8 protein-coding genes are annotated in these 22,682 nt (G+C 58.5%); 2 read left to right on the top strand and 6 right to left on the bottom strand.

The window, feature by feature from the left end; genetic code table 11:
• Positions 1-50: 50 nt before the first annotated feature.
• Both PspR84_RS03330 and PspR84_RS03335 read left to right on the top strand, forming a co-directional pair.
• Positions 51-7,121 carry a TcdA/TcdB catalytic glycosyltransferase domain-containing protein gene (locus PspR84_RS03330; protein WP_160055454.1) on the top strand — a complete coding sequence of 2,357 codons (7,071 nt, stop codon included), beginning with the start codon at positions 51-53 and terminating at the stop codon, positions 7,119-7,121.
• Between the two features lie 255 nt (positions 7,122-7,376).
• Complete coding sequence (locus PspR84_RS03335) at positions 7,377-14,456, top strand: TcdA/TcdB pore-forming domain-containing protein (RefSeq protein ID WP_238785207.1); 7,080 nt, start codon at positions 7,377-7,379, stop codon at positions 14,454-14,456.
• 77 nt (positions 14,457-14,533) lie between these two features.
• Here PspR84_RS03335 and PspR84_RS03340 read toward each other — a convergent pair whose 3' ends face one another.
• The 6 genes from PspR84_RS03340 to dusB all read right to left on the bottom strand — a co-directional run bounded on the left by PspR84_RS03340 (position 14,534) and on the right by dusB (position 22,541).
• Positions 14,534-15,130: a MarC family protein gene (locus PspR84_RS03340; protein ID WP_160055458.1), complete on the bottom strand. Its 597-nt coding sequence runs from the start codon at positions 15,128-15,130 to the stop codon at positions 14,534-14,536.
• A gap of 64 nt (positions 15,131-15,194) precedes the next feature.
• Positions 15,195-17,972: a hybrid sensor histidine kinase/response regulator gene (locus PspR84_RS03345; RefSeq protein WP_160055460.1), complete on the bottom strand. Its 2,778-nt coding sequence runs from the start codon at positions 17,970-17,972 to the stop codon at positions 15,195-15,197.
• Positions 17,973-18,071: 99 nt separating this feature from the next.
• Complete coding sequence (purD, locus tag PspR84_RS03350) at positions 18,072-19,367, bottom strand: phosphoribosylamine--glycine ligase (RefSeq protein WP_160055462.1); 1,296 nt, start codon at positions 19,365-19,367, stop codon at positions 18,072-18,074.
• Positions 19,368-19,522: 155 nt separating this feature from the next.
• A complete protein-coding gene (purH, locus tag PspR84_RS03355) occupies positions 19,523-21,130 on the bottom strand; it encodes a bifunctional phosphoribosylaminoimidazolecarboxamide formyltransferase/IMP cyclohydrolase (RefSeq protein WP_007914589.1) in 1,608 nt (535 codons plus the stop codon).
• A gap of 83 nt (positions 21,131-21,213) precedes the next feature.
• Positions 21,214-21,534, bottom strand: coding sequence for a DNA-binding transcriptional regulator Fis (gene fis, locus PspR84_RS03360; RefSeq protein ID WP_002555375.1), 321 nt, complete (start codon positions 21,532-21,534; stop codon positions 21,214-21,216).
• A complete protein-coding gene (dusB, locus tag PspR84_RS03365; protein ID WP_160055464.1) occupies positions 21,531-22,541 on the bottom strand; it encodes a tRNA dihydrouridine synthase DusB in 1,011 nt (336 codons plus the stop codon). Before dusB ends, fis begins: the two co-directional genes overlap by 4 nt.
• Between the last annotated feature and the right edge of the window lie 141 nt (positions 22,542-22,682).

A 22,682-nucleotide genomic window follows, 5' to 3' on the forward strand; every position in this document is an offset into this window, starting at 1 on the left:
CGGCTCAATAGTTTCGTGGTCAACGAAGCCGCTATTGAAGAAGTGTCACGATGAAAACCAACCAGCCGTACGAAATCATGTCCGCCAAAGACTTCTCGCAGCTGCGGCGGGCGCTGAGCGCGTTTGCCGGCAGCGCTGAATACAAGGCGTTGCTGTCGCACTATGAACTTGCCAGACAAACCACTGATGACCCGCAGCGACTGCTGTTGATCAAGCTGTTTCAGGAGGCGCTGGAATCGTTGCTCCAACGCAGGGCTCTGCCCGTTTCCGAAGCCATCGGCCAGATCCGATCGGATCTCGTCAAGTCTGTCACCAGGCTGGAGGATACGCACGCCATGCTCCATGGCGAGGCCCGGCCCGTGGCGAAAATCATGCATTTTGTCTGGGTGGGCGGCAGTGAAATCGGGGGCAATCAGCGCGACTACATGAACATCTGGCGCCAGGTGCTGGAGCCGCAGGGTTACCGCTTCAACCTCTGGTACGACAGTGATGCATTGCTGGCCTTTGAAATGAACCGGGTGATTCTCGACAGCGCCAGAGCGGCGGCGATGGAAGCGGGCGGTGACAAAGTCGACAAGGCCTTTCAGCTGTCGCAGATGATCGAAGACCGTGCACGGGTGCTCAAGCAGCAGATGTTTGCGCATCTCCAGCAACCGCAGTGGCTCGGTCGAGCCGACGAGGCGCGTATCGACTTGCTGGTCCGCGCTTACGGCAAGGATCGAGCGACGCTCGAAGCCTTTCGCCAACGCTGCCTGCAGACGCATCAGGCGATGGTTGGTGCGGACTTGCAGCTGCGTGATGTCAGCCACGAATTTGCCGGACACTTTCTGCAGGATGTCTACCAACGCGAAGTGGCCATGCGTGGCAACTTCGCAGCGGCGAGCGATGTGGTGCGGTTGCAGGCCGAGTACCTGGAGGGCGGCCGTTACAGCGACATGGATTACTTGCCACCGCTGGCGGACACGTTGGCAGGCGTCGATATATCCAGCGTCGGCGAAGAAGGCCGAATCGGCGTTTTGCAATTGCTGTTGAACCACAATGAAGCGCTGATGCCGGGACGCGACCGGCAACGCTATCTCGATCGCACCGACAAGATCCCCGCAGAACATCTCGAGGCATTGACAGCGTTTGCCCGTGAGCAACACCCGCTAAGCGAGATCTTTGTCGCACCACAAGATCGCGCGGTGCCACGGGACGCGCTTCGTCTGGGAACGGCCTATGGCTTGCCGGACTGGGGCGAAATGAATGCGCACATGCTCGCCCATCCCGGCAGTGCCATGACCCTGGCGTACATGCAGATGATCCGCCTCAATTATGACTGCCTGCTGGAAGCGGAGCGCCGGGCGGCGGTCGCCGGCATGGACCCGGCGGACCAGACGCGGATGTTTGATGTGGTCGAAAATGTGGTCAATGCGGCTCAGGCGCAGGGCAAGCCGCCTGAAGCACAGAGCGATGTGTTCCGCTCCAGGTTGATCGACGCGATTTTTACCTATTACCGCGATGGCATTCGCCTTGAAGCGCGCGGCACCATCACCTTGACCGGCCCAGGGGCCGCCGCGGCCGCGCTGCTCAAATACATAGAACAACACTTGCAACCCGATCGACAGGTGCAGATTCGTCAACGCTTGAAGTTGTTGGAGGGCTACAACACCCACACCGAGGAAGAGATGATCTCCGGCTGGACCGTCGACGGTAAGGCCGAGCAATGGTTACTCGAAGAGCGGGAGAAGTGGCGAACCGGCAAACTCAAGTCGCGCTACGCCGGCCAGTTGGCAGATCTGTTGAAACCGCACACGCTGACCTTCAAACAGGGCTGGCCGGTCATTGAAAGCAAGCCGGTGTTGCTGACCCCGGTATTGCAGCAATTGATGGACGATCTGGGCGAGCCGTTCATGCGCGCGATGAGGGAGAAGTTGAGCGGCGAGATTACGTTCAATTCAGCCATCTCCATCAGTATCGACAACCGTGAGCAGATACGCGCGCAAACCGTTAGTGAGATTCCGTTTTCCCATGGCGCCGAGGCCACTGGCAACCTCAACGAGTTGTTCACTCTCGTCGACCATGGCTCGTTGGTGGTTGAACAACTCAGCCCCCTGCAGCGCGTGATCCTCGGCGCAATGTTTGGCGCGAAGAGTCTCGATGCTGCCGGGTTTGCCCCTGCCTGGCAGAGCATCATGGACGTTGCTCGGGAAACCTCCGAAGGCGGATTGTTCGCCCGATACCACGCCATCGAAAAGGCACTGATTGAGCACGCGTCGCCGGCCTTCGAGGCCGGTCTCGCCGTTGTGAACATCCACGGCACGCACACGGCGCGCGAACTCAAGGCGCTGGCGATGAGCGCACCGCTGACGTTGAAACACTGGGGCGAGGGCATCGGACAGATCAATCGCACGGCACAACGTGAATATCACACGCACATTTTCAAGCGTAGTGGACAGGTGCGCGATGCGTTCTTCCAGGCCGGAGCCGTCTCCGTCAGACAGTTGCCGCAGGATCTGTTGCTGCGCACCCCGGGCGATCCGGGACGTCGTTGCTATCCGCTCGCGCTGTTGATGGGCGCCGCCGTGGCGGCTGGCGGGTTGGCCGAGCGTGCACTGATCGGACGTGTGGCCAACGCCAGCCTGAGACCGGAAGACGTTGATTCGCGGGCATTGCTCAGTGCGCTGGATGAACTGCGCGAGGTGCCCGAGCGTGCGATCGGACAGGCTCGCGGCCGGCAAAGCCTCGACAGTGTGATGCAGACACTGGAAGCGAAAACCGCCCCCGGCGTCCTGCTGCTCGATACAGGCAATCACGCTTTGCTGGTGGCCAAAGTGCAAGTGGATGAGCAAACGCTCTATCGCTTTTATGACCCCAATTTTGCGATTTACGGGTTTACCGGATATGCGCAATTGAAGGAGGCCGTGGAGCGTTACTTGCGCGACGACACTTTGGCCAGGTTGTACGGCTTGGCTGACATCGGTTCTGCGCAGTTCGATGTAATCGAACTGGACACCGTTGCGCTCGCCGAGCGGACAATGTCGTCCGGGTTACGAGTCGAGAGTTTTTTGCAAACCGCAGCCATCGCCGACCCTCAGGCGGCTTCGGTCTGGGCGAAGCAAGCTGTGGCGCGCACTCGCTCACTCAGTGAAAACGCGCGGCTGGGGGCCAGCCTCGCGCAGTTGGACGCGCGTTACTGGGCGCAGGAATTTGATCATGCGACCCGGCAATTGCGCGCTGAACACACACTGGGTCGCAACTATTTGCCACTCCTGGATACGGTCAAGGCAAACTCAGAAACGGGTTATTCGCTGACGCTGGTGGATGTGCAGAACCCGGGCAGATCACTGACGGTCGGCACCGCCGATGCACGCTTCGACAGGCTTAAAAAACACCTTCAGCGTTTGGTTGGCGCATTGGCGGGCAAGCCAAGTGCCGCCGTCGAAGCCGACGGCGGCAGTCGTCTGAGTTTCGCCTTCGCGATCCAGGCGTTGGTCACTGAAATGCGCCATCGTGACTATCAGGTTGATGGCGAGCGGGCGCCGGTTTTGTCGATAGCCCTGCAAGTGCAGGTCTATTTCAGCTATGCGCAGTTGAGTTTTGGTGTGTTGAGCGACACGGCGCAGACGATCAATCTGGTGCGTCAGGTAGCGGCCAGCGAACGGGCATTGGCGCTTGGTCAGTCGTCGTTGTCCGGGCGTCTGCTGGGGCGTGTCGCCACGGCAGGCGGATTTGTATTTTCGCTCGCCAACATCGGCTTCGATCTCCACAGCCTGTCGGTGGCCGAGAGCCACGAGCAACGCTCGCGGTTCTCCACCTCACTGGCATTCAACGTTGCGGCCTTGGGGCTGGATGTTGTTGCTTTGGCGGCTGGCGGGGCGGTAAGTACGGCGGCGGCTGTCCTGTCGGTGCCGCTACTGGGTGTCGGCATCGGGGTGACGGCCATCGCCAGCAATCTGGGGCAGATCAGGGACAAGGCCACGGCCGTGGGTCACCATCTGCGCGCGATCCGCAATGCTTACAGGCGCGGTGCGTACACCCTCAAGGGCAAGGTTGTGCAATTTCCCGCAGAGGCCGTCATTGTCAGCGTGAACCTGCAAAACAATGAAGTGCGCTTCGACAGCCAGAAGTTTTACCCGTGGAAAGGCGGGCCGTTGGAACTGCCGCAATACAACGATGACCCGCAGCAGATTCATCGTTCTCTCGATATCCGCAAGGCCCTGCAATTGCCGGAAGTCGTCCATTTGTACCGAGATGAAACCGATGCGCTTGAGACACTGGTGCTGCCTTGCACGCCGACCTGTTACTACGGTTACGAGTATCAGGTGAAAGGGTTGGGTGGCTATACCTATGAGCCGTTGCCCTTTGAGGTGGGCGACGCTGGCGATAGCAACACTGAAACCCGCTACCCGCAATTGTCCGACCGCACGGCAGACGCTCTGGAATATGACGAACACGGGAACAGGCGTTTCTACCTCACCACGACCCCGTCGCTGCCACACATTCTTTACAAGCTGCATCCGGTCTATAAACCGACAGACATCAACGTGGTTCTGGACCAGCAAGTGCGGCAGTTGCTGGTGCCGACGCTGGACGCACCGGTGCAGAACAAGATCTCCTACGAGATCATCGCCCCCGCAGGACAGTACCAGGTCAGGCTCGTGCCCGGCCTGGTCGCTGTGAGATTTCGTGGTCAGGCCACCTGGATAGTGCATGCGACCTGGGTTCGTCTGGATCAGGTCAGTTTTGTCGGCACAGCCTGGGGACAGCCTGACGCAGGCCAACTGATGGTCGGCGGCATGGCGCTGTCGGTGTTCGATGGCTTCATCGAACTGGCGGAGGGCCTGTTCCGGGTCGACGGATGGGAAAACCTTTTGCGCTTGCAGTCTGTCACCTTCGACGATCAACGCCGCCTGGCGCAAACCCTGGCGTTGTTGCGCAAACTGGCGAGTGAAGGACGATTGGTTGCGCAGTCTGTGCCGCTGTACGGATTCCGGGTGCCATTCAATTCCGCCGGCCCCGCGACGCTGACCACTGCCTGGTATGAAGCGAGCCGGGATCGCCTGTTGTACGCGCGCAATCTGCCAAGCGCGGTCAATGAGGGTGTGGTGTTGGGCGGCGCCAACTCCCGCCATGCCTGGTTCTACCATCCACACTGTGCGACGGTCTGGCGGGTCGACGCGATAACCGGCACGGTCGTGCATCGCTACCGTTTGCTGAATCCTGCCACCGGCGCGCACATCATTGGCTGTGTCCAGGACGCCGATGGCAGTTTGCGAATGGTGCAGCGCTTGCTGATCGATGCCCGTATCAGTGAAACCGAAACCACGCTGGAGTACCGCATAACGGATTCGGCGGTGGTGATGACGGGGATCAAGTCGTCCTTCATCGAGGAACCCACCGCTCGGCCCGGACAAGGAGAGTTGCATCACTTCACAACCTTCGGCGCGTATGACGATGAAACACCGGGCATGGCCGCTGCCATCAGCACCTGGGCATATGCACCGTTCGTTTACGCCCGTACCTGCTTTTTCGAAGGTTTGCGCCAGCGTGCCTGGGTCAACAAGCGCACAGGCAAATATTTCTCGGCGGGGTTGGGCAGTGACGCGGACATGGTGATGCTGATGCCGTCCGACCCCGAGAGTGGTGCACTGCTGTTTTACAGCAAGCGGGCGCAGACGATCAGCCGGGGCGTCGAACCGAGGCCCGGGCGATTCATCAACTTTGTCATCGAGCGCGATATTGTCGAGGTAACGCAAACGGCCGGTCGCAACATTGCCACCAAGTCCGATGGCCGTCTCTTCGAGATCGACCTCCATGACATCACCGTCAAAGACGAGCAATGGATTGGCGAGGCTGCCAGACCGAGCATTCTGAAGTTTGTCGGCCTCGGTCAGCGATGGCTGCAGCAAACCCCAAATTGGCTGGATGCCTTGCCCGCGCTGGCCAACGCACATAAATCCGAGCCGTTCCCGATAATAGGGTTGGGTAACCGCGCCGGTACTGCGTTCCTGGCGGCGTGGTGCATCAATGAACAGTTCGTACTGACAGATGTCAGCGCTGAGGCGCAATTGACGCTGTTGGGACTCACCCCGGACAAACAGGCGGCGTGGTTGCTGGATGGCTCGGCCGGGCAGCTTTATCGCCAACCACTCGTTGCGATCGAGACACTGCGCGTCGCTTTCGCTGCGGGACCGCAACGCGTTATCCCGGAGCAATTGCCCCACGCAGAAAGAGTCTGGGCGCAATGGTCGTTTGTGCAAGTGCTGGCGCGTGGGCAAGGTCTGATCGGGCAGACTCGCGACGGGGTCAATGTCGAGTTGCACGATCAGCAGCCTGCGCGGATCGTCAGCGTGGAAAATCGCTGGTCGTACGTTCTGGGCCAGACGGCTGAGCAGTTGCTGGCGCGCCTGAAGGCATTACTGGTGGGGCAGACCCATGCGTCGGTTCTGCCGGTCGTAAATACCGGTAATCGCTATACGTATTACGTGCCCGCGGCGGATCGGCTTTTTGAAATCGCCGGTCGGCACGATGGCTCGTGGCCAATATTTCTTGGCCCGCGCCAAAGCTCTGCTCCGCTGCTGTTCGACCCGGTTGACGGACTCATATTCAGCCCGGGTCCTGCCGATCATGATTCGGTGTGGATTCCAGACTGCCACGCGCAGTGTGAAGGCGAGGTGTTATCCATTGCTTTGAGCGATGGAGTGACTGATATCACAGCATTGTTGCCCGATGGCGTCGACACACTGATTCTGGCCTTTGGATCCCGGACCGCCGGGTATCGCATTACGGACCAGGCCTGGCAGCGTCTGGACTGCATTGTGGTCGATACGCGGCTGGCAGATAACGCTGAAGATGCGGGCTCAAACCTGCTGCTTCTCGAAATGGCTGACTGCGCACGTTTGTTAATGTCGCTGGTCGACGGGCATCTGATGTTTACTGACCCGGACAGTGCTCACACGCTGATAGTCAGAGATGTCGATCCGCCATACTCCGAGGCGAGAAAACACATGGTGTTGGCAGTCAGCGTCGACACTCAAGTATTCAGGTTTACGCTCGAACAATGGATTGCGACTTTTTTACAGATGCGCGGTGATGAGGCAATAGTTGAACTGGTAACAGTGATTAAGATCTTGTCCTGAAATATATAAAATTTTCAATCAAGGATCGTCAAAAGTTGTCGGTGATTATTTTTTTTTGTTTTGTTTGTGTAACCGTGGCGGCTGTTTTGTTGTGGCTTTCAGCGGGGGCAGTGGTTGTGATTATTATAATGTTTGCGTTTTTGTCAGGGTGATTGCAATTTGTTTTGCCTGACAATGTTTGATTTTATTTGAGTTTGAATGGGTCGTGTTTGCTCGTTAGTTTGGCCTCTCTTTTTTTTGCTGAGGCAAAACTCTGTGCAGAACATCAATAAGCTTGAAACTGTTGAAGTCAATTTCGAAAACGTTATAAATCTCGTAGACCTCCAGCAGGCTTTGTTGCCTTATGAGGGTTTCCCGGTTTACGAAGAGGTCATGCGTTATTACGATGCATGCCTGGAAAGAACGGGCTCATCAAGGTTGCTGGAGCCGGTAAGACTGTTGCGCCAGACACTGGAACCCCTGCGCCAAGGCAAGCGGAGCAAGCGTGGTGTGGGCTCGTCAACGGCCCGCGCGGATGAAACAGAACCGAATGTTTCAGATATTTATGACAAGGTCGAGAGTTTCGAATCTCTCGTTCAGTACAGTGCTGGGCTGGTCAATACCCCAGCGACGGAAGTCCCCAGGGTTGTGCACTTTGTATGGGTCGGTGGTGGTATCGGTGCCATTCAGCGAGATTATCTGAATGTGTGGAAACAGGTGCTTGCCGAGCACGGCTATACGTTCAATCTCTGGTACGACAGCGATGCACTGCTCGCATATCAAACCAACAAACTGATTGTTGAAGCTGCCAAGGCAGATGCTCTAAACCAGGTGGCTGGGAAAACCGTTTCCGAAAATGAACTGGCTTCTCTTTTTGAAGCTCGGGCAATTGTTTTGAAACAACAAATGGCGGCGCATATCAATGCAGCGGTCGCCAGAGGTGAGTTGGCTGATGATGCCCGGATTGATTTACTGACTCGCGCTTATGGTCAGGATGCCAACGTCCTGGAAGCGCTTAAGTCACGAAACCGCGAGAGCATAGAAGTGCAACTCGGTGATGGTTTTCAGTTACGTGATCTTGATGGCAGTGACAGGCTTATACAGTTGCAAGGTATTTACGAGCAGGAAACTCGCCTGCGCGGCAATCTCGCGGCAGCGTCTGATGTCGTTCGTGCCGAGGTCCTGTATGGCGAAGGCGGGAGCTATGCCGACGTCGATAATTTGCCGCCATTGCGTAAGAGTATCGGTGATACGGACATCAGCGCCTTTACCGATCCCCAGCGTTTGGGCGTATTGCAGCTCTTGCTCGACAAAAATCCGCACTGGATGCCAGGACGCGCGGCGATGCGTAGCAGTTATGGCAATCATGTCGACAACATCCCTCAGGCATCTCGCTCGGCGCTTGAGGCGTTTGCTCAAAGCCAGCCCGCCATGAGGCAAGTCTTCGAGCTTCCGGCAGATCGTCTGGTACGGCCGTTCGCTGTGCGGGCCGTGGCTCAGAACAGTTCGATCAATAACGCGTTTCTGATGGCTCATCCTCGCGCGGCAATGCTGCAAACCATTATTGGGCGCATTCGATTCAACTATGAGGTGGTCAATGACGCTATTCGCCGGGCAGCACAACAAAGAATAGCGTTGATCGATTCGACGAGTATGCAGCCATTGGCTGAAGAGTTTATTGCGAGCCGTTGGGGGCCTTTGATTGACCTGTCTTCAGAGCGTTCCATTTCTGCAGATTATCTGGCCTATTCGGCTGCGCGCTACTTCAGTGATGGTATTCGTCCGCAAAGCGAGAGCACCGTCTACCTCAGTGGCCCCCGTGCTGTCCGTGACGGCATGGACGATTTCGGGCGAATTCACCTGACCGAGCATGACGGGCAAATCCTTCGCGATGACGCATCCATTGCTCCGCGAGTCAGCGTTAATCGCGTCACGGAGGAGGAACTGGATCACTCCTGGAAAGAAAATGAGAATGATGCCGTGAAGTGGGTCAGCGGCGAGCAAGAGCGCTGGCAAAAGGGCCAGTACCGCACGCGCTACAGCGGTGATATGGCCGAGCTGCTCAAGGGCTCGGCCATCGAGTTCGAACAGGGCTGGCCATTGATCGAGGGAAGAGCGGTTCTGCTCTCCAGTGTATTGCAAGGTCTGATCGATGGACTCGGCGAGCCATTCATCAAGGCGATGCAGGAGCAGCACAGCGGTGTAATCAACTTTGAAGCCGCGCTGCCGCTGAGCTTTGGCGATCGTCAGTTGATCAAACAACAAGCCCACAATGCACTGCCTCCGGTGTTTCTTGGCGATGCACGGATTCAGGAACTGGGGCTGGACGAAGTATTGGTGGCAATGGGCAATGGCGAACTGGATGTTCTCCATCTCACGCCATTGCAGCGATTGTCACTCGGTGTTCTGTTGGGAATGGACTCACTGCACAGCATTAATTTCGAGAAATACAGCGTCGAACTCGACAACCTGGTCAACAGCTTTCACAAACTGGGGGTGTCGAGTCGTTACGCGGCGATTGAGCGACAGCTTTATCAACTCAAGGCTCCGGCATTTCTGAGTGGTCTGAATTTCGCTGCTGTCGAGTCTGAAGCCTCGCCAGCCAGTGCGCTGAGTCTGAAAAAGGCTGCACTGATGAAGGCGTATACCCAGCAGCAGTGGGGGCGATGTGCGGCGCAGATTCAGCAGGTCGCCACCAAGGAGCATCGTCTCCTGGTCGGCGAGAAACTGGACCAGGTACTCAGTGAATTCGATAGCGAATCCCGCAGCGTCAAACTGGTGCCTCAGGATTTGATGCTCAACGGTATCGGCGAGACGATTGGAGGACGTTGTTATCCATTGGCGTTGGTGATGAGCGCAGCCTTGACCGAAGGCGGGCTGGCCTCTCATCGATTGCGTGAGCGCTTTTATCTGGCGGCTCTTGAGCCGCAGCAAAGTGATTCGATCGCTTTTGGGCTCGCACTGGAAGAGCTTCGTGGTACTGCGTTGAGTGAAGTCGGCACACCGTTTGGCCACGCCGATCTGAAGCAGGTCGGCGCCGCTCTGGAGAGTCACACCGGTACTCGCACGATGATGCTCAACTCCGAAAACCATTCGATGCTGGTGGCGAAAACTGTAGTGGGTAACGTGGCGACTTACCATTTTTATGACCCCAATTTCGGTCTGTTCGAGTTCGAAAGCGCCGCCCAGTTACAACGTGCGCTCGAGCACTTTTTCGTACGTCAGAAAATGGCCGACTATTACGCAGCGTACGCTGGCGAAAACGGTCCTCGGTTCGATCTGGTGGAATTGCATGGCGATCAGATTTCGGCTTTGCACCTTTCAAGCGGTTTTGAGGTAGCAAAACTGCTCGGTCCGGATTCGCTGCCGAAGCAACCGCCTGGCAAGATTCGTCAGCGCCTTGACAGTGCGCATGGACGCTCGCTGATGGAAAACTCACACCTGGGGGCCAGTCTGTTGGGCCTGGACAGCCACTGGTGGGGACAGCAGATCGCCAGCGCCACGGCGGCGTTGCAAGAACTGCATACTGGGGTGACACCTTTGGTGCCATTGTTTGAAACCCTGCAGGTTACATCGCAGGGCCACTACCAACTGAGCCTGGTTGATCCCGCGAACCCCGAACACGTGGTCGAAGTGGTCAGCGATGACTACCGGCTGTTGCGCATCAAACACTGGTTGTCCGAGCAGTTTTCCACGCTGGCGCGCAAACCGCAGCAATCCGCCGGTGTGCCGGATCCGACCGAGGCTGGCAGCGTACACACGCTCAATGCCGGGTTTACGATTCAGGCTTTGATGAACGCGTTGCGCAATCGCGAAGGAGACGGACGCACATTGACCATGGCGGTACGTCTGCATGCTTACCTCAACTATGCGCAACTTTTGCATGGAAACGTGGTGGATGTGGTCGGCCTGATTCGACTGGTTCGCACCGCATTGAACGAGGTGAAGATCATTGCGCGCACCACTTCATCCGTCGTCGGTGAAGCCTTGGGGCATACGGCCAATGAAGGTGTCGGCGCCGTGTTGGGGCTGGCTAACGTCGGTTTTGATATTTATCAGCTTGGCAATGCACAGGATGGCGTTGAACAAGCGCAGTTCGGCACGCAACTGGCCTTCGACTCTGCCAGCCTCGCATTGACCGCAGGTGGCATCGGGGCCGCGTTGACTGGCGCGTCGACGGCCGCAGCGGTATTGGGTGGTGCCGGGGTGATCCTTGGCGGGCTGGCGGTAGGTGTCGCGGCGCTGGCCCAAGGCTTTGCTGTCATTGCTCGAGATGCGCAGGGCGTCGGCAACTTTTTCGCCGACATGGAGGAGGCTTATCGGGGTGTCGGGTATCACTTCGATTCTGAGTTCGATGCCTGGATTGCCAACCCCGCATTGATCATCAAGCGAATTGATCTGGGGGCGGGCACGGTGTCGCTCGACAGTCCGAAGCTATACCCGTTGCGCAATCACTTCGGCGTAGCGGACTTCGATGCCGACTATTCCCGGGCGATTGATATCCGCAGTCAGTTGAAGCTGCCTGACCGGATCGGATTCACCCCGCCTGTCGCGCAACCGATCGTACTGCCTTGCACCCCGCAGACCTGCTACGGCTATGAGTATCAGGCGCTACCGTTCGCCAATTTACGCCACGACCGCGGCTTTGACACGGCAAGGCGTCTGGAGCAAAAGAAGCCTGACGGTGACTGGTTGTTTCTGTTCTCGTTTTACTCTTTTCCCTCCCATTACATCGTGCGGCGCCTGTTGCCCGATTATCGCGATACGCTCATCGAGGTTCAGTTGGATGGTATTGAGCGCACGCTGGTGATGCCGTCATTGCCGGATGTCTGGAAGGGCAAACTGACGTACAGGATCACCGGGTCCGGCAATGCCTGCGCACTGACGCTCAGTCGCGGTGGCAACGTCGAGCTGCATACACAGAGTTTGCAAGCGAGCCGTTGGCAGTTACACGCCACATGGGCCAATGAAGCCGACATTCGAATTGAGGCAACGAGCGAGCTTTACATCGGTGATGTGCAAGTGAAGCTTGGCGAGGGGGCCCACGAGGTGATGATCGGTACAGCCGACGGACAGATGTTCGGCATTGACTGGGCCAGACGCCAGTTGACCATCCTCGAGCAACGCGCGCCGTTTGGGCTCAATGAACAAGCATTGCTCGAACATTACAAATCTTTGGCTCAGGAGCATCGTCTGACACTGGCCTATACGCCAATCAGGGATTGGTTGATTCCATTCGAGTCGCCACATCAGCCGCGTTATGTCAGGGCCTGGTATGACGCGCAGGAAGACCGCTTTCTGTACATCCGCAACGAGCGTGCGGGTGAAACCGACAGTGCACAGCTGGCGTTGGTGAGCGGTGGCTTCGCCTGGTTTTGTGTGCCGGACAGCTACGATATCTGGCAGGTGGATGCGATCACAGGATTGCTCAAGAATCGCTATCGCTTATTGCTGGCGGAGGGCAAAAGCACCATCGGTGACTTGCAAGCGGATGAGCAGGGCACGATTCACTTCGTGCAGACCGTGGTGGGTGCGACGGGGACTCAGCTGTTCGGTTATCTGATTCACGATGGCCAACTGCTGTTGAGCTCCGTCACCTACGAGCAGAATCGCGAGTTGCAGGCGAAGGTTTTCGCCGACAAGACGCTGAAGGACTGGTCAGTGGTGCTGGGCACGTACCTGACGCCCCGCGCCGTGTCGGCGGTGGATGGCTTTTCGACGCTTGACTGGCAGCCGGCACCGTATGTTTCGGTCTGTTGGGCATTCGATCCTGACAAGCGCGACCTGGTGTGGGTGCGCAGCCGTGACCGGCTTTTGATCCACCCGCTGCCTTTGCCCCGTCATGCCCGTGGCTGGCACGACTCGATCAAGAACCTGAGCGACATGGTGCTGTTGCCGATGGCGGACGAAAGCGATCTGTATTTCATCTACAACCGTCTCGATCAGACGCTCTGTCGTTTGCAAATGACCGCGCAAGAGGGGCTGGTGCAATGGTCGCACCGATGGGTTGAACCTGAGGGGCTGAAGCAGGTGATGGCTGTCGAAAATGGCTACCTGGTCCTGGACGATCAAGGCCGGTTCTTCAATCTGACAATGTCAGGAGAATTGCAGTTGGGTGGGGTCGGTGAGCAGTGGCTGAAGGATCACAGCCATTGGTGGCAGGCGCTGGAGCCGCTAGCCAGGCGCTATTCGATGGACAGTTTTGCCATCATCGGCTTAAAAAACGCCACGGGAGACGGTTACCTCAACGCTTGGTACATCAACGATCATTTGCTGCTGTGTGATCTTGGCCGCGACAAGTCTGTACGCCTGCTGGGCGTGACGCCGGACAACCGATCGGGCTGGTTGTTTGATCTGGCCAGCGGTGCAATCTGGAGCCAGGAACTGGTCGAGCCACAGTCGCTGGTCGATGCGTTTGATGAAGGCGCGCAGTTGCTGCATACGGACGGGTTGCCGACGCCCGGACAGGATTGGGCCGATTGGCGGTTTGCCGAAGTGTCCATCGAAGGCGCCGGGTTAACAGGAACGACGGTGGACGGTGTCTCGCTGAGGTTGAGTTACCTCGAGCCTGAAGTGATTACCGGTGTCAGTCAGGACTGGGTTAATGCGCAGCACGAGCCGTTGGTTGAGCGACTGCAAACGTTGCTGAGCGATGTGGATCATGAAACATTCGTACTCGTCGAGTCTGCGCCCGGCAGTTTGCAATGGTATGACTCGCAAAGCGCGAGACTGATAAAACTTGCCGACAAAATGCTGCCCACCGAACCCGTACTGCTGGGTACGCAGCAACGCTCGAATGTGCTGCTGCACGACCGGCGCGAGGGAGGCCTGAACGTCTATCCGGGACGAAGAAGCATTGGTACGTTTGACTACCTGGAGCGAAACGCTCAGGTACTGACCGTTGAGGGAAGCAACAGGCTGGATGATCTGCTGCCTTTGATCCCCGATGACGTGACGACCCTGATTCTGCGAATGGGTCAGGGTCATGTGACTTGCCGGTTGTCGAAAGCCGCCTGGCTGAAGCTGGATTCGTTGATCATCGACTGTCGGCATGCGCTGGGCGAAGTACCGGCAGTACCGGGAAAGCTGATCTGGGATTTCGATTCGCCGCACAAGCTGTTGTTCGAGATCGTCGGGGAGCATTTGTTGATCGTCGATCCTGATACGGAACACAGCCTGATCTTTCGTGATGTGTGCTCCGCTGACTCCGCCTTGCGCGGAGAAGTGTATCTGGCCTTCAAGGACCAGCAATCACATGCGATATCGACGTGGGTGCGGCGATTGCAGGCGCGAACCGAACGCAGCGCTCGGGTGACGATGCAGACGCTATTGGCAAAACCGTATTTCGCGGACTGACCAGGCAATTGGGTAAAGCGCCGCAAACGGTTTCGTTTGCGGCGTTTTTCCATACACCCTTGTTGCTAAACCAACGCTCAGGGCACCAGATAACCTTTGACCCCGGTAAAAATGATCTGCGCCGCCAGGGCGCAGACGAACAAACCCATCAAACGGCTGACGATCTGCAACCCCTGATCACCCAGAATCCGCTCGATGCGATTCGACAGATACAGCACCACACCTACGGTGAAACTGGCCAGCGCAATACTCATGATCGCGGTGAGTTTGTCATCCCAATGCGGCTGGCTGATACCCATCACCAGCAAGGCACCGATGGTGCCCGGGCCGACGGTCAGCGGAATGGTCAGCGGCACGATGGTGACGTCCTGCTGCACGTTGTCGGCCTGCACCGCCGGCTTACCCTGCGCCATGCCCAGTGCCGAAATGAACAGCACACTGCCGGCGCCAATGCGGAATGCATCCACGGTGATGCCGAACACATCGAAAATCACCCGCCCGAACAAATACAGCAAGACACTGGAGACCAGCGTCGCCAATGCCACTTTCCACGCCAGGCGCCGTTGCTCCTTACGCGAATAACCGCGGGTCAGGCTGATAAAGCAGGACAGCACGAAGAACGGGCTATAGAGCACCAGCATCTTCAGGTAAACGCTGAACAACACATGGAGCATGGTGCAAGCTCACTGGCGAGGGAAGTCGTGGGGGAGTCTATCAGGCGCTAAAGGGTCTGTCGGCTCAGGAGGCAGGCGTCGTGGCACGGTTTTGCTGATCACGCTGGGCTACCCAGTGTTCGATCAGCTCGCGCAATTGCGACAACTCGACCGGCTTGGACATGTGCCCATCCATCCCGGCCTGCCGCGCGCGCTCCTTGTGTTCGGCGAGAATGTGCGCCGTCAACGCCACGATCGGCGTGCGAATGCGTTGGTTGCTGACTTCCCAGGCGCGCAACTGCTGGGTCGCCGAGAAACCGTCGAGGATCGGCATTTCGCAGTCCATCAGCACCAGGTCGTAACGCTGCGCTTTCATCGCCTGCAGCGCTTCTTCGCCGTTGGCGGCGGTGTCCGGTTGCAGGTTGAGCTTGCCGAGCATGCCGCGAATCACTTTGGTCGAAATCGTGTTGTCTTCGGCGACGAGGATGCGGAAATCGCTAGGCACTTTGGCCGCCGTGGCCGGGCTGACCACTTGCGGCTGGAATACCACCTGACCTTTGTTGCGCTGGTTGAGTTCGTCGGCCAGCGTAGTCTTGAGCGTGTAGCCGGCCACCGGTTTGGCGAGGATGCGTTTGATCCCCGAGTTGCGCGCGATGATCTTGCTCGGCGCATTGCTGATGCCGGTGAGCATGATCAGCAGGATGTCGTGGTTCAGACTCGGGTCTTCCTTGATCTTGGCCGCAAGCTGCATGCCGGTCATGCCCGGCATGTTCTGATCGAGCAGCACCACATCAAAGTAATCACGCAGGTGCGCTTTGGTTCGCAGCAAGGCCAACGCTTCCTTGCCGGAAGGAACGGCGCTGACATTCAGCCCCCACGCACTGCATTGCTGGACCAGCACTTTGCGGCAGGTGTCGTTGTCGTCGACCACCAGCACCCGCGCGCCTTGCAGCGGACTGTCGAGATCGGAGGTCGGGTGTTCGAGGCGATCGGGATCCAGTGGCAGGGTCAGCCACAAGGTGCTGCCCTGACTGGCGCCACTCTTGATGCCGAATTCGCCCTGCATCAAACGAATCAGTTGTCGCGCGATGACCAGCCCGAGATTGCCGCCCAAGCGATTCGCCGAGAGGAAGTGCTTGCTGTGCAGTTCGGCGTGCATCAGCGCGTCGCGTTCTTCCTGCTCCATCGGCGCGCCACTGTCCTGCACGGCGATGCGCAGGCGTGGCTTGCTGCTGCGTTCGTCGAGCGCGACGACGATCAGCACTTCGCCTTCGTCGGTTTTCTTCAGGGCGTTTTCCAGCAGGCTCAGTAGGGTCTGGCGCAGGCGTGTCGGGTCGCCGCTGATTACACGCGGCACTTGCGGCTGGATAAAGCTGATCAGCTCGACGTTCTGTTGTTCGGCCTTGGCGCGGTAGATGCTCAGGCAGTCATCGATCAGGGCATTAAGGTCGAACTGCACGTCGTCCAGTTCGATCTGGCCGGATTCGAGCTTGGAGATGTCGAGGATCTCGTTGATCAGCGTCAGCAGTTCGTTGCCAGCGCTGTGGATGGTCTGCACGTAGTCGCGTTGCTTGACCGACAGCGGCGTGCCCAGCAGCAATTCGGTCATGCCCAGCACGCCGTTCATGGGCGTGCGGATTTCGTGGCTGATCTTGGCAAGGAACTCGGCTTTGGCGTTGATCTCGGCATTGCTCGCGGCGAGGTCGCGGCTGACGCTGAAACGGCTTTCAGTGATGCTGCGCTGACGTTCACCCAGAGCAATGCTCATCAACAGGCCGCTGATGCAGATGAATGCCATCAGGGTCATGATCAAGCCTTGCGGCGACACCAGCGTCAGTCCCAGCAAGGCGGGAAGAATGATCAGCGTGCCAATGTTGAACACCACCATCGCGGCGACGAACAAGCGCGCCGGTCGGTAACCCTTCTGCCAGTGATAGAACGCGACGAACAACATGCTCAGGCCGGCCAGCGCCACCAGGGCATAGGTGATGATGTTCAGCGGCAGGGTGTTGACGAACAGCAGCAACAGGCTGCAGGTCACGATAAACAGGATGTCGCCAATCAACAGTTTGTTCAGCGGGTGCGGGCCGAGCGGAGCGAAGAAGCGATAGGCGAACATCAACCCCGCTGGAGCGGTCAGCAACAGTGCCAGATAGGCGCCCGGCGTCTGCACCGCATGCCAGTTCGGCAGCCAGGGCCCGGCGAGATTGAGCAGCAGCAACAGGCTCAGCCCAAGCAGGCCTTCGCAGACCGCCAGCCACAAACTGCTACGCGAACGGGAATAGGCGTAGCGCACCAGGTTGTGCAACAGCAGCATGCCGAGACAGCCGAACAGTAAACCGAAGACCAGCGTCTGATTGTGGTTGGCCGCGCTCATCACCGCCGATTGCAGAGTGACATGCGGGCGCAACTGATGGTCGGAGACCAGACGCAGATAGACGTCGAGAGGTTTGTCGCTCAGCGGCAGTGGCAGCATTAAGTCGCTGCTCGGCAACGGCCGTTCGGCCTGTGGCTGATCTGTGCCGGTGTTGCGTTGTTCGATCAGCTTGTCACCGTCGAGCACATAGAGGCTGAGCTTTGACAGGTCAGGGGCGAAGATGCGCAGCACTTGTTCGTGCTTGCCCGGCGCCAGGCGGAAACGCAGCCACAAGGCGCCATCGGGCTCGGACGCGGTGAGGCGATCAAGGTCGATGGGGCTGAATTGATTGGTGTAGCGAGCGGAGCGGATATCGCTCAGTTGCAGATTGCCCTGATCGTCAAGCAATACCGACCAGCCACTGCCTTGTGCGGCCTGGGCCGGGAGCATGCAGAGCAAGGTCAGCAACGTGACGGTGAAGCTTATGGCAATCCTGAGCCAGCGCACGGCGAAATCCCTTCGTAGGTTGATGCCAGAATATAACGATGCGCGGCGGCGGAACAGCCCGGCGAGGAACGGTATCCCTCGCCGGACTTGATCGACAGCTTATTCCTGGGTTTCGCCACGTTCACGGGCAATGGCGCGGTAGCCAATGTCCTTGCGGTAGAAGCAGCCTTCCCAGTCGATGGCGGCCGCCAGCTTGTAGGCTTGCTGCTGCGCTTCACCGACGCTGGCGCCCATTGCGGTGGCGCACAGTACGCGACCACCAGCGGTGACGACGTTGCCATCGTTCAGCGCGGTGCCGGCGTGGAAGACTTTGCCTTCCAGGCTGGCGGCTGCATCCAGACCGTTGATCGTCGCGCCCTTGGCGTAATCGCCCGGGTAGCCGCCAGCGGCCAGCACGATGCCGACACTCGGACGTGGATCCCACTGTGCTTCAACCTTGTCCAGCGCTTGCGCCAGGGCGGCTTCGACCAGCAGCACCAGGCTCGATTGCAGGCGCAGCATCACCGGTTGGGTTTCCGGATCGCCGAAGCGGCAGTTGAACTCGATAACCTTCGGGTTACCGGCCTTGTCGATCATCAGACCGGCATAAAGGAAACCGGTGTAGACGTTGCCTTCTTCGGCCATGCCGCGCACGGTCGGCCAGATCACCAGATCCATCACGCGCTTGTGCACATCGGCGGTGACCACCGGGGCAGGGGAGTAAGCACCCATGCCGCCCGTGTTCGGGCCGCTGTCGCCGTCGCCAACACGCTTGTGATCCTGGCTGGTGGCCATCGGCAGCACGTTTTTGCCGTCGACCATGACGATGAACGAAGCTTCTTCGCCGTCGAGGAATTCTTCGATCACCACGCGCGAACCGGCGTCACCGAAAGCGTTGCCGGCGAGCATGTCGCGCACGGCGTCTTCGGCTTCGGCGAGGGTCATGGCGACGATCACGCCTTTACCGGCGGCCAGGCCATCGGCCTTGATCACAATCGGCGCGCCTTTTTCACGCAGATAAGCCAGGGCTGGCTCGATCTCGGTGAAGTTCTGGTAGTCGGCGGTCGGGATCTTGTGGCGCGCGAGGAAATCCTTGGTGAAGGCTTTCGATCCTTCCAGTTGCGCGGCACCGGCGGTTGGGCCGAAGCAGTCCAGACCACGCGAGCGGAACAGATCAACGACGCCAGCCACCAGCGGCACTTCCGGACCAACGATGGTCAGCGAAACGTTTTTCTCGGCGAAGTCGGCCAGTTGCTCAAGGGCCAGCACGTCGATGGCGACGTTCTCGCACTTGGCTTCGATGGCGGTGCCAGCGTTGCCCGGTGCGACGAAAACTTTCTGCACGCGCGGATCCTGAGCCACTTTCCAGGCCAGGGCGTGTTCACGGCCACCGCTGCCAATGATCAAAACATTCATTTCAAAAACCTCGGATGACGCTAATTCTGTTGAGCGCCGCAGGGACGCTTTTCTGTAGGAGTGAGCCTGCTCGCGATTGCGGTGTGTCAGTCACTGCAGCTTTGACTGATCAATGGCTATCGCGAGCAGGCTCACTCCTACATTGGAACGTGTTCTTAGTGACGGAAGTGGCGCATGCCGGTGAAGACCATGGCGATGCCGGCTTCGTCAGCAGCAGCAATCACTTCAGCATCACGCATCGAACCACCCGGCTGGATCACCGCAGTGATACCGACTTTGGCCGCGTTATCCAGACCGTCGCGGAACGGGAAGAACGCGTCCGAGGCCATCACCGAACCGGCAACTTGCAGGCCAGCGTGCTCAGCCTTGATCGCGGCAATACGCGCCGAGTTTACGCGGCTCATCTGGCCAGCGCCGACACCGATGGTCTGACGGTTCTTGGCGTAGACGATGGCGTTGGACTTCACGTACTTGGCGACTTTCCAGGCGAAGATCAGGTCGTGGATTTCCTGTTCGGTCGGCGCGCGTTTGGTCACCACTTTCAGGTCGTCGGCGCTGATCATGCCGATGTCACGGCTCTGTACCAGCAGGCCGCCGTTGACGCGCTTGTAGTCCCACGCTGCGGCGCGGTCAGCCGACCACTCGCCGCAGGCCAGCAGGCGCACGTTGGCTTTGGCCGCGACGATGGCGCGGGCTTCTTCGCTGACGCTCGGGGCAATGATCACTTCGACGAACTGACGCTCGACGATCGCTTTGGCGGTCTCGGCATCCAGTTCACGGTTGAAGGCGATGATGCCGCCGAATGCCGATTCAGTATCAGTCGCGTACGCCAGTTCGTAGGCCTGACGAATACCGCCTTCAGCGTCCGGGCTGACCGCCACGCCGCACGGGTTGGCGTGCTTTACGATCACGCAGGCTGGCTTGACGAAGCTCTTCACGCATTCCAGCGCAGCGTCGGTGTCGGCCACGTTGTTGTACGACAGCTCTTTGCCTTGCAGTTGGGTCGCGGTGGCGATGCCGACTTCGGCAGGCTTGGCTTCAACGTAGAACGCCGCGCTCTGGTGCGGGTTCTCGCCGTAGCGCATTTCCTGGGCCTTGATGAACTGGCTGTTGAAGGTGCGCGGGAATTCGCTGCGGCCTTCGGTGCTCAGGGTTTCAGCCGCCTGATTCACGGTGCCCATGTAGTTGGCGATCATGCCGTCGTAGGCAGCGGTGTGTTCAAAAGCCTTGAGCATCAGGTCGAAACGCTGAGCGTAGGTCAGGCCGCCGGCCTTGAGGCCTTCCAGGACGCTGGCGTAATCGCTGGCATTTACCACGATCGCTACGTCTTTATGGTTTTTTGCTGCCGAACGGACCATGGTCGGGCCGCCGATGTCGATGTTCTCGATAGCGGTCGGCAGGTCGCAGCCTGGCTTGTTGATGGTGGCTTCGAACGGGTAGAGGTTGACTGCAACCAGATCGATCGGCTTGATGCCGTGCTCGCTCATGATCGCGTCGTCGATACCACGACGACCGAGGATGCCGCCGTGGATTTTCGGGTGCAGGGTTTTCACCCGACCGTCCATCATCTCGGCGAAACCGGTGTAATCCGCGACTTCCACTGCGGCAACACCGTTGTCGCGCAGCAGCTTGAACGTCCCGCCGGTGGAGAGGATCTCGACGCCCAGAGCTTCGAGCTCCTTGGCGAATTCGAGGATCCCGGTCTTGTCGGAAACGCTGATCAAGGCGCGGCGGATCGGCAGGCGGGTAGTCTGGTCGGTCATCTCAATTTCCATCAAAAGCAAAGGAAGTCAGCAAAAAAGGCGACCGTTTTTTACGCGGGCGCCTTTCTGGTTTGATTGAATGCTTACAGCAGATCGTACTGCTTGAGTTTCTTGCGCAGCGTGCCGCGGTTAAGCCCCAGCAGCTCACTGGCCTTGGTCTGGTTGCCCTTGACGTAGTTCATCACGCTTTCGAGCAGGGGAGCCTCGACTTCGGAGAGCACCAGGTTGTACACATCCGTGACGGACGCGCCCTCAAGGTGGGCGAAATAATTGTGCAGCGCCTTCTCGACACTCCCGCGAAGGGTCTGACCTTCTTCGCTCGGGGTATTGAGGTGCTGTTTCAAATTCACGTTGTCGCTCACGGGTGTTGTTCCACTCACTAAAGTCTCGGTCATCATCGTCATGCGGCCACCCCTTCTTCGTCCCCTGTCAGGCTCTTGTAACGCTCGGCGAAGAACTCCCGAACGTTGGCGCATTGTGTTTCCGTACCATCCAAACGATTGAAGTGGGCGCGAAACTCCCTGGCGCCCGGCAAGGTTGCGAGATACCAGCCCACATGCTTGCGCGCAATGCGCACGCCCATCACATCCCCATAGAAAGCGTGAAGTGCGGCCAGATGCTCTAGCAGTATGTGTTCCACCTCGATCAGCTCCGGCGCCGGCAATTTCTCGCCGGTACGCAGGAAGTGTTCGATCTCGCGAAAAATCCATGGCCGCCCTTGGGCGGCGCGGCCTACCAACAGGCCATCGGCACCGGTCGCGTCAAGGACGTAACGGGCCTTTTCCGGCGAGTCGATATCGCCATTGGCAAACACCGGGATCGACACGGCCTGCTTGATCGCGGCAATCGTGTCGTACTCGGCTTCACCCTTGTAAAGATCGGCGCGAGTGCGGCCATGCACTGCCAGCGCGGTGATCCCGGCCTGCTCGGCGATCTTCGCCACGGTCAGACCGTTCTTGTTGTCGCGATCCCAACCGGTGCGGATCTTCAGGGTGACCGGCACATCAACCGCAGCCACAACGGCCTGCAGGATCTCGGTGACCAATGTTTCATCTTTCAACAGCGCGGAACCGGCGGCCTTGTTGCAGACCTTCTTCGCCGGGCAACCCATGTTGATATCAATAATCTGTGCGCCCAGTTCGACGTTGGCCCGGGCCGCGTCTGCCAGCATCTGTGCATCACCACCGGCAATCTGTACCGAGCGTGGCTCGGGATCGCCTTCGTGGATCATGCGCATGCGCGACTTGCGGGTGTTCCACAGGCTCATGTCACTGGTGACCATTTCCGAGACTACAAGCCCTGCGCCCAAACGCTTGCACAGCTGACGAAAGGGCTGATCGGTGACCCCCGCCATCGGGGCGAGAATCAAGCCGTTCTGCAATGTGTATGGGCCGATGCGTACCGCCGACATAGGACTTCCCTGAGGTGGGGCCGGATCATGAGAGTTCGAAAAAGGGTTGGCATGATACCCGCTCTCGATGACTGGATAAAGGCTGAATTGAACAAAATCTGAACAGTTATTCTGTTATCGCCACCGGTTTGGTTGTGGGTA

It is taken from the genome of Pseudomonas sp. R84 (assembly GCF_009834515.1).
Lineage (GTDB): Bacteria > Pseudomonadota > Gammaproteobacteria > Pseudomonadales > Pseudomonadaceae > Aquipseudomonas.

Bases quoted from the DNA above. Each gene is read 5' to 3' on its own strand.
- PspR84_RS03330 (WP_160055454.1), top strand. From the start codon at position 51: ATGAAAACCAACCAGCCGTACGAAATCATGTCCGCCAAAGACTTCTCG.
- PspR84_RS03340 (WP_160055458.1), bottom strand. From the start codon at position 15,130: ATGCTCCATGTGTTGTTCAGCGTTTACCTGAAGATGCTGGTGCTCTAT.
- purD (WP_160055462.1), bottom strand. From the start codon at position 19,367: ATGAATGTTTTGATCATTGGCAGCGGTGGCCGTGAACACGCCCTGGCC.
- purH (WP_007914589.1), bottom strand. From the start codon at position 21,130: ATGACCGACCAGACTACCCGCCTGCCGATCCGCCGCGCCTTGATCAGC.
- fis (WP_002555375.1), bottom strand. From the start codon at position 21,534: ATGACGATGATGACCGAGACTTTAGTGAGTGGAACAACACCCGTGAGC.
- dusB (WP_160055464.1), bottom strand. From the start codon at position 22,541: ATGTCGGCGGTACGCATCGGCCCATACACATTGCAGAACGGCTTGATT.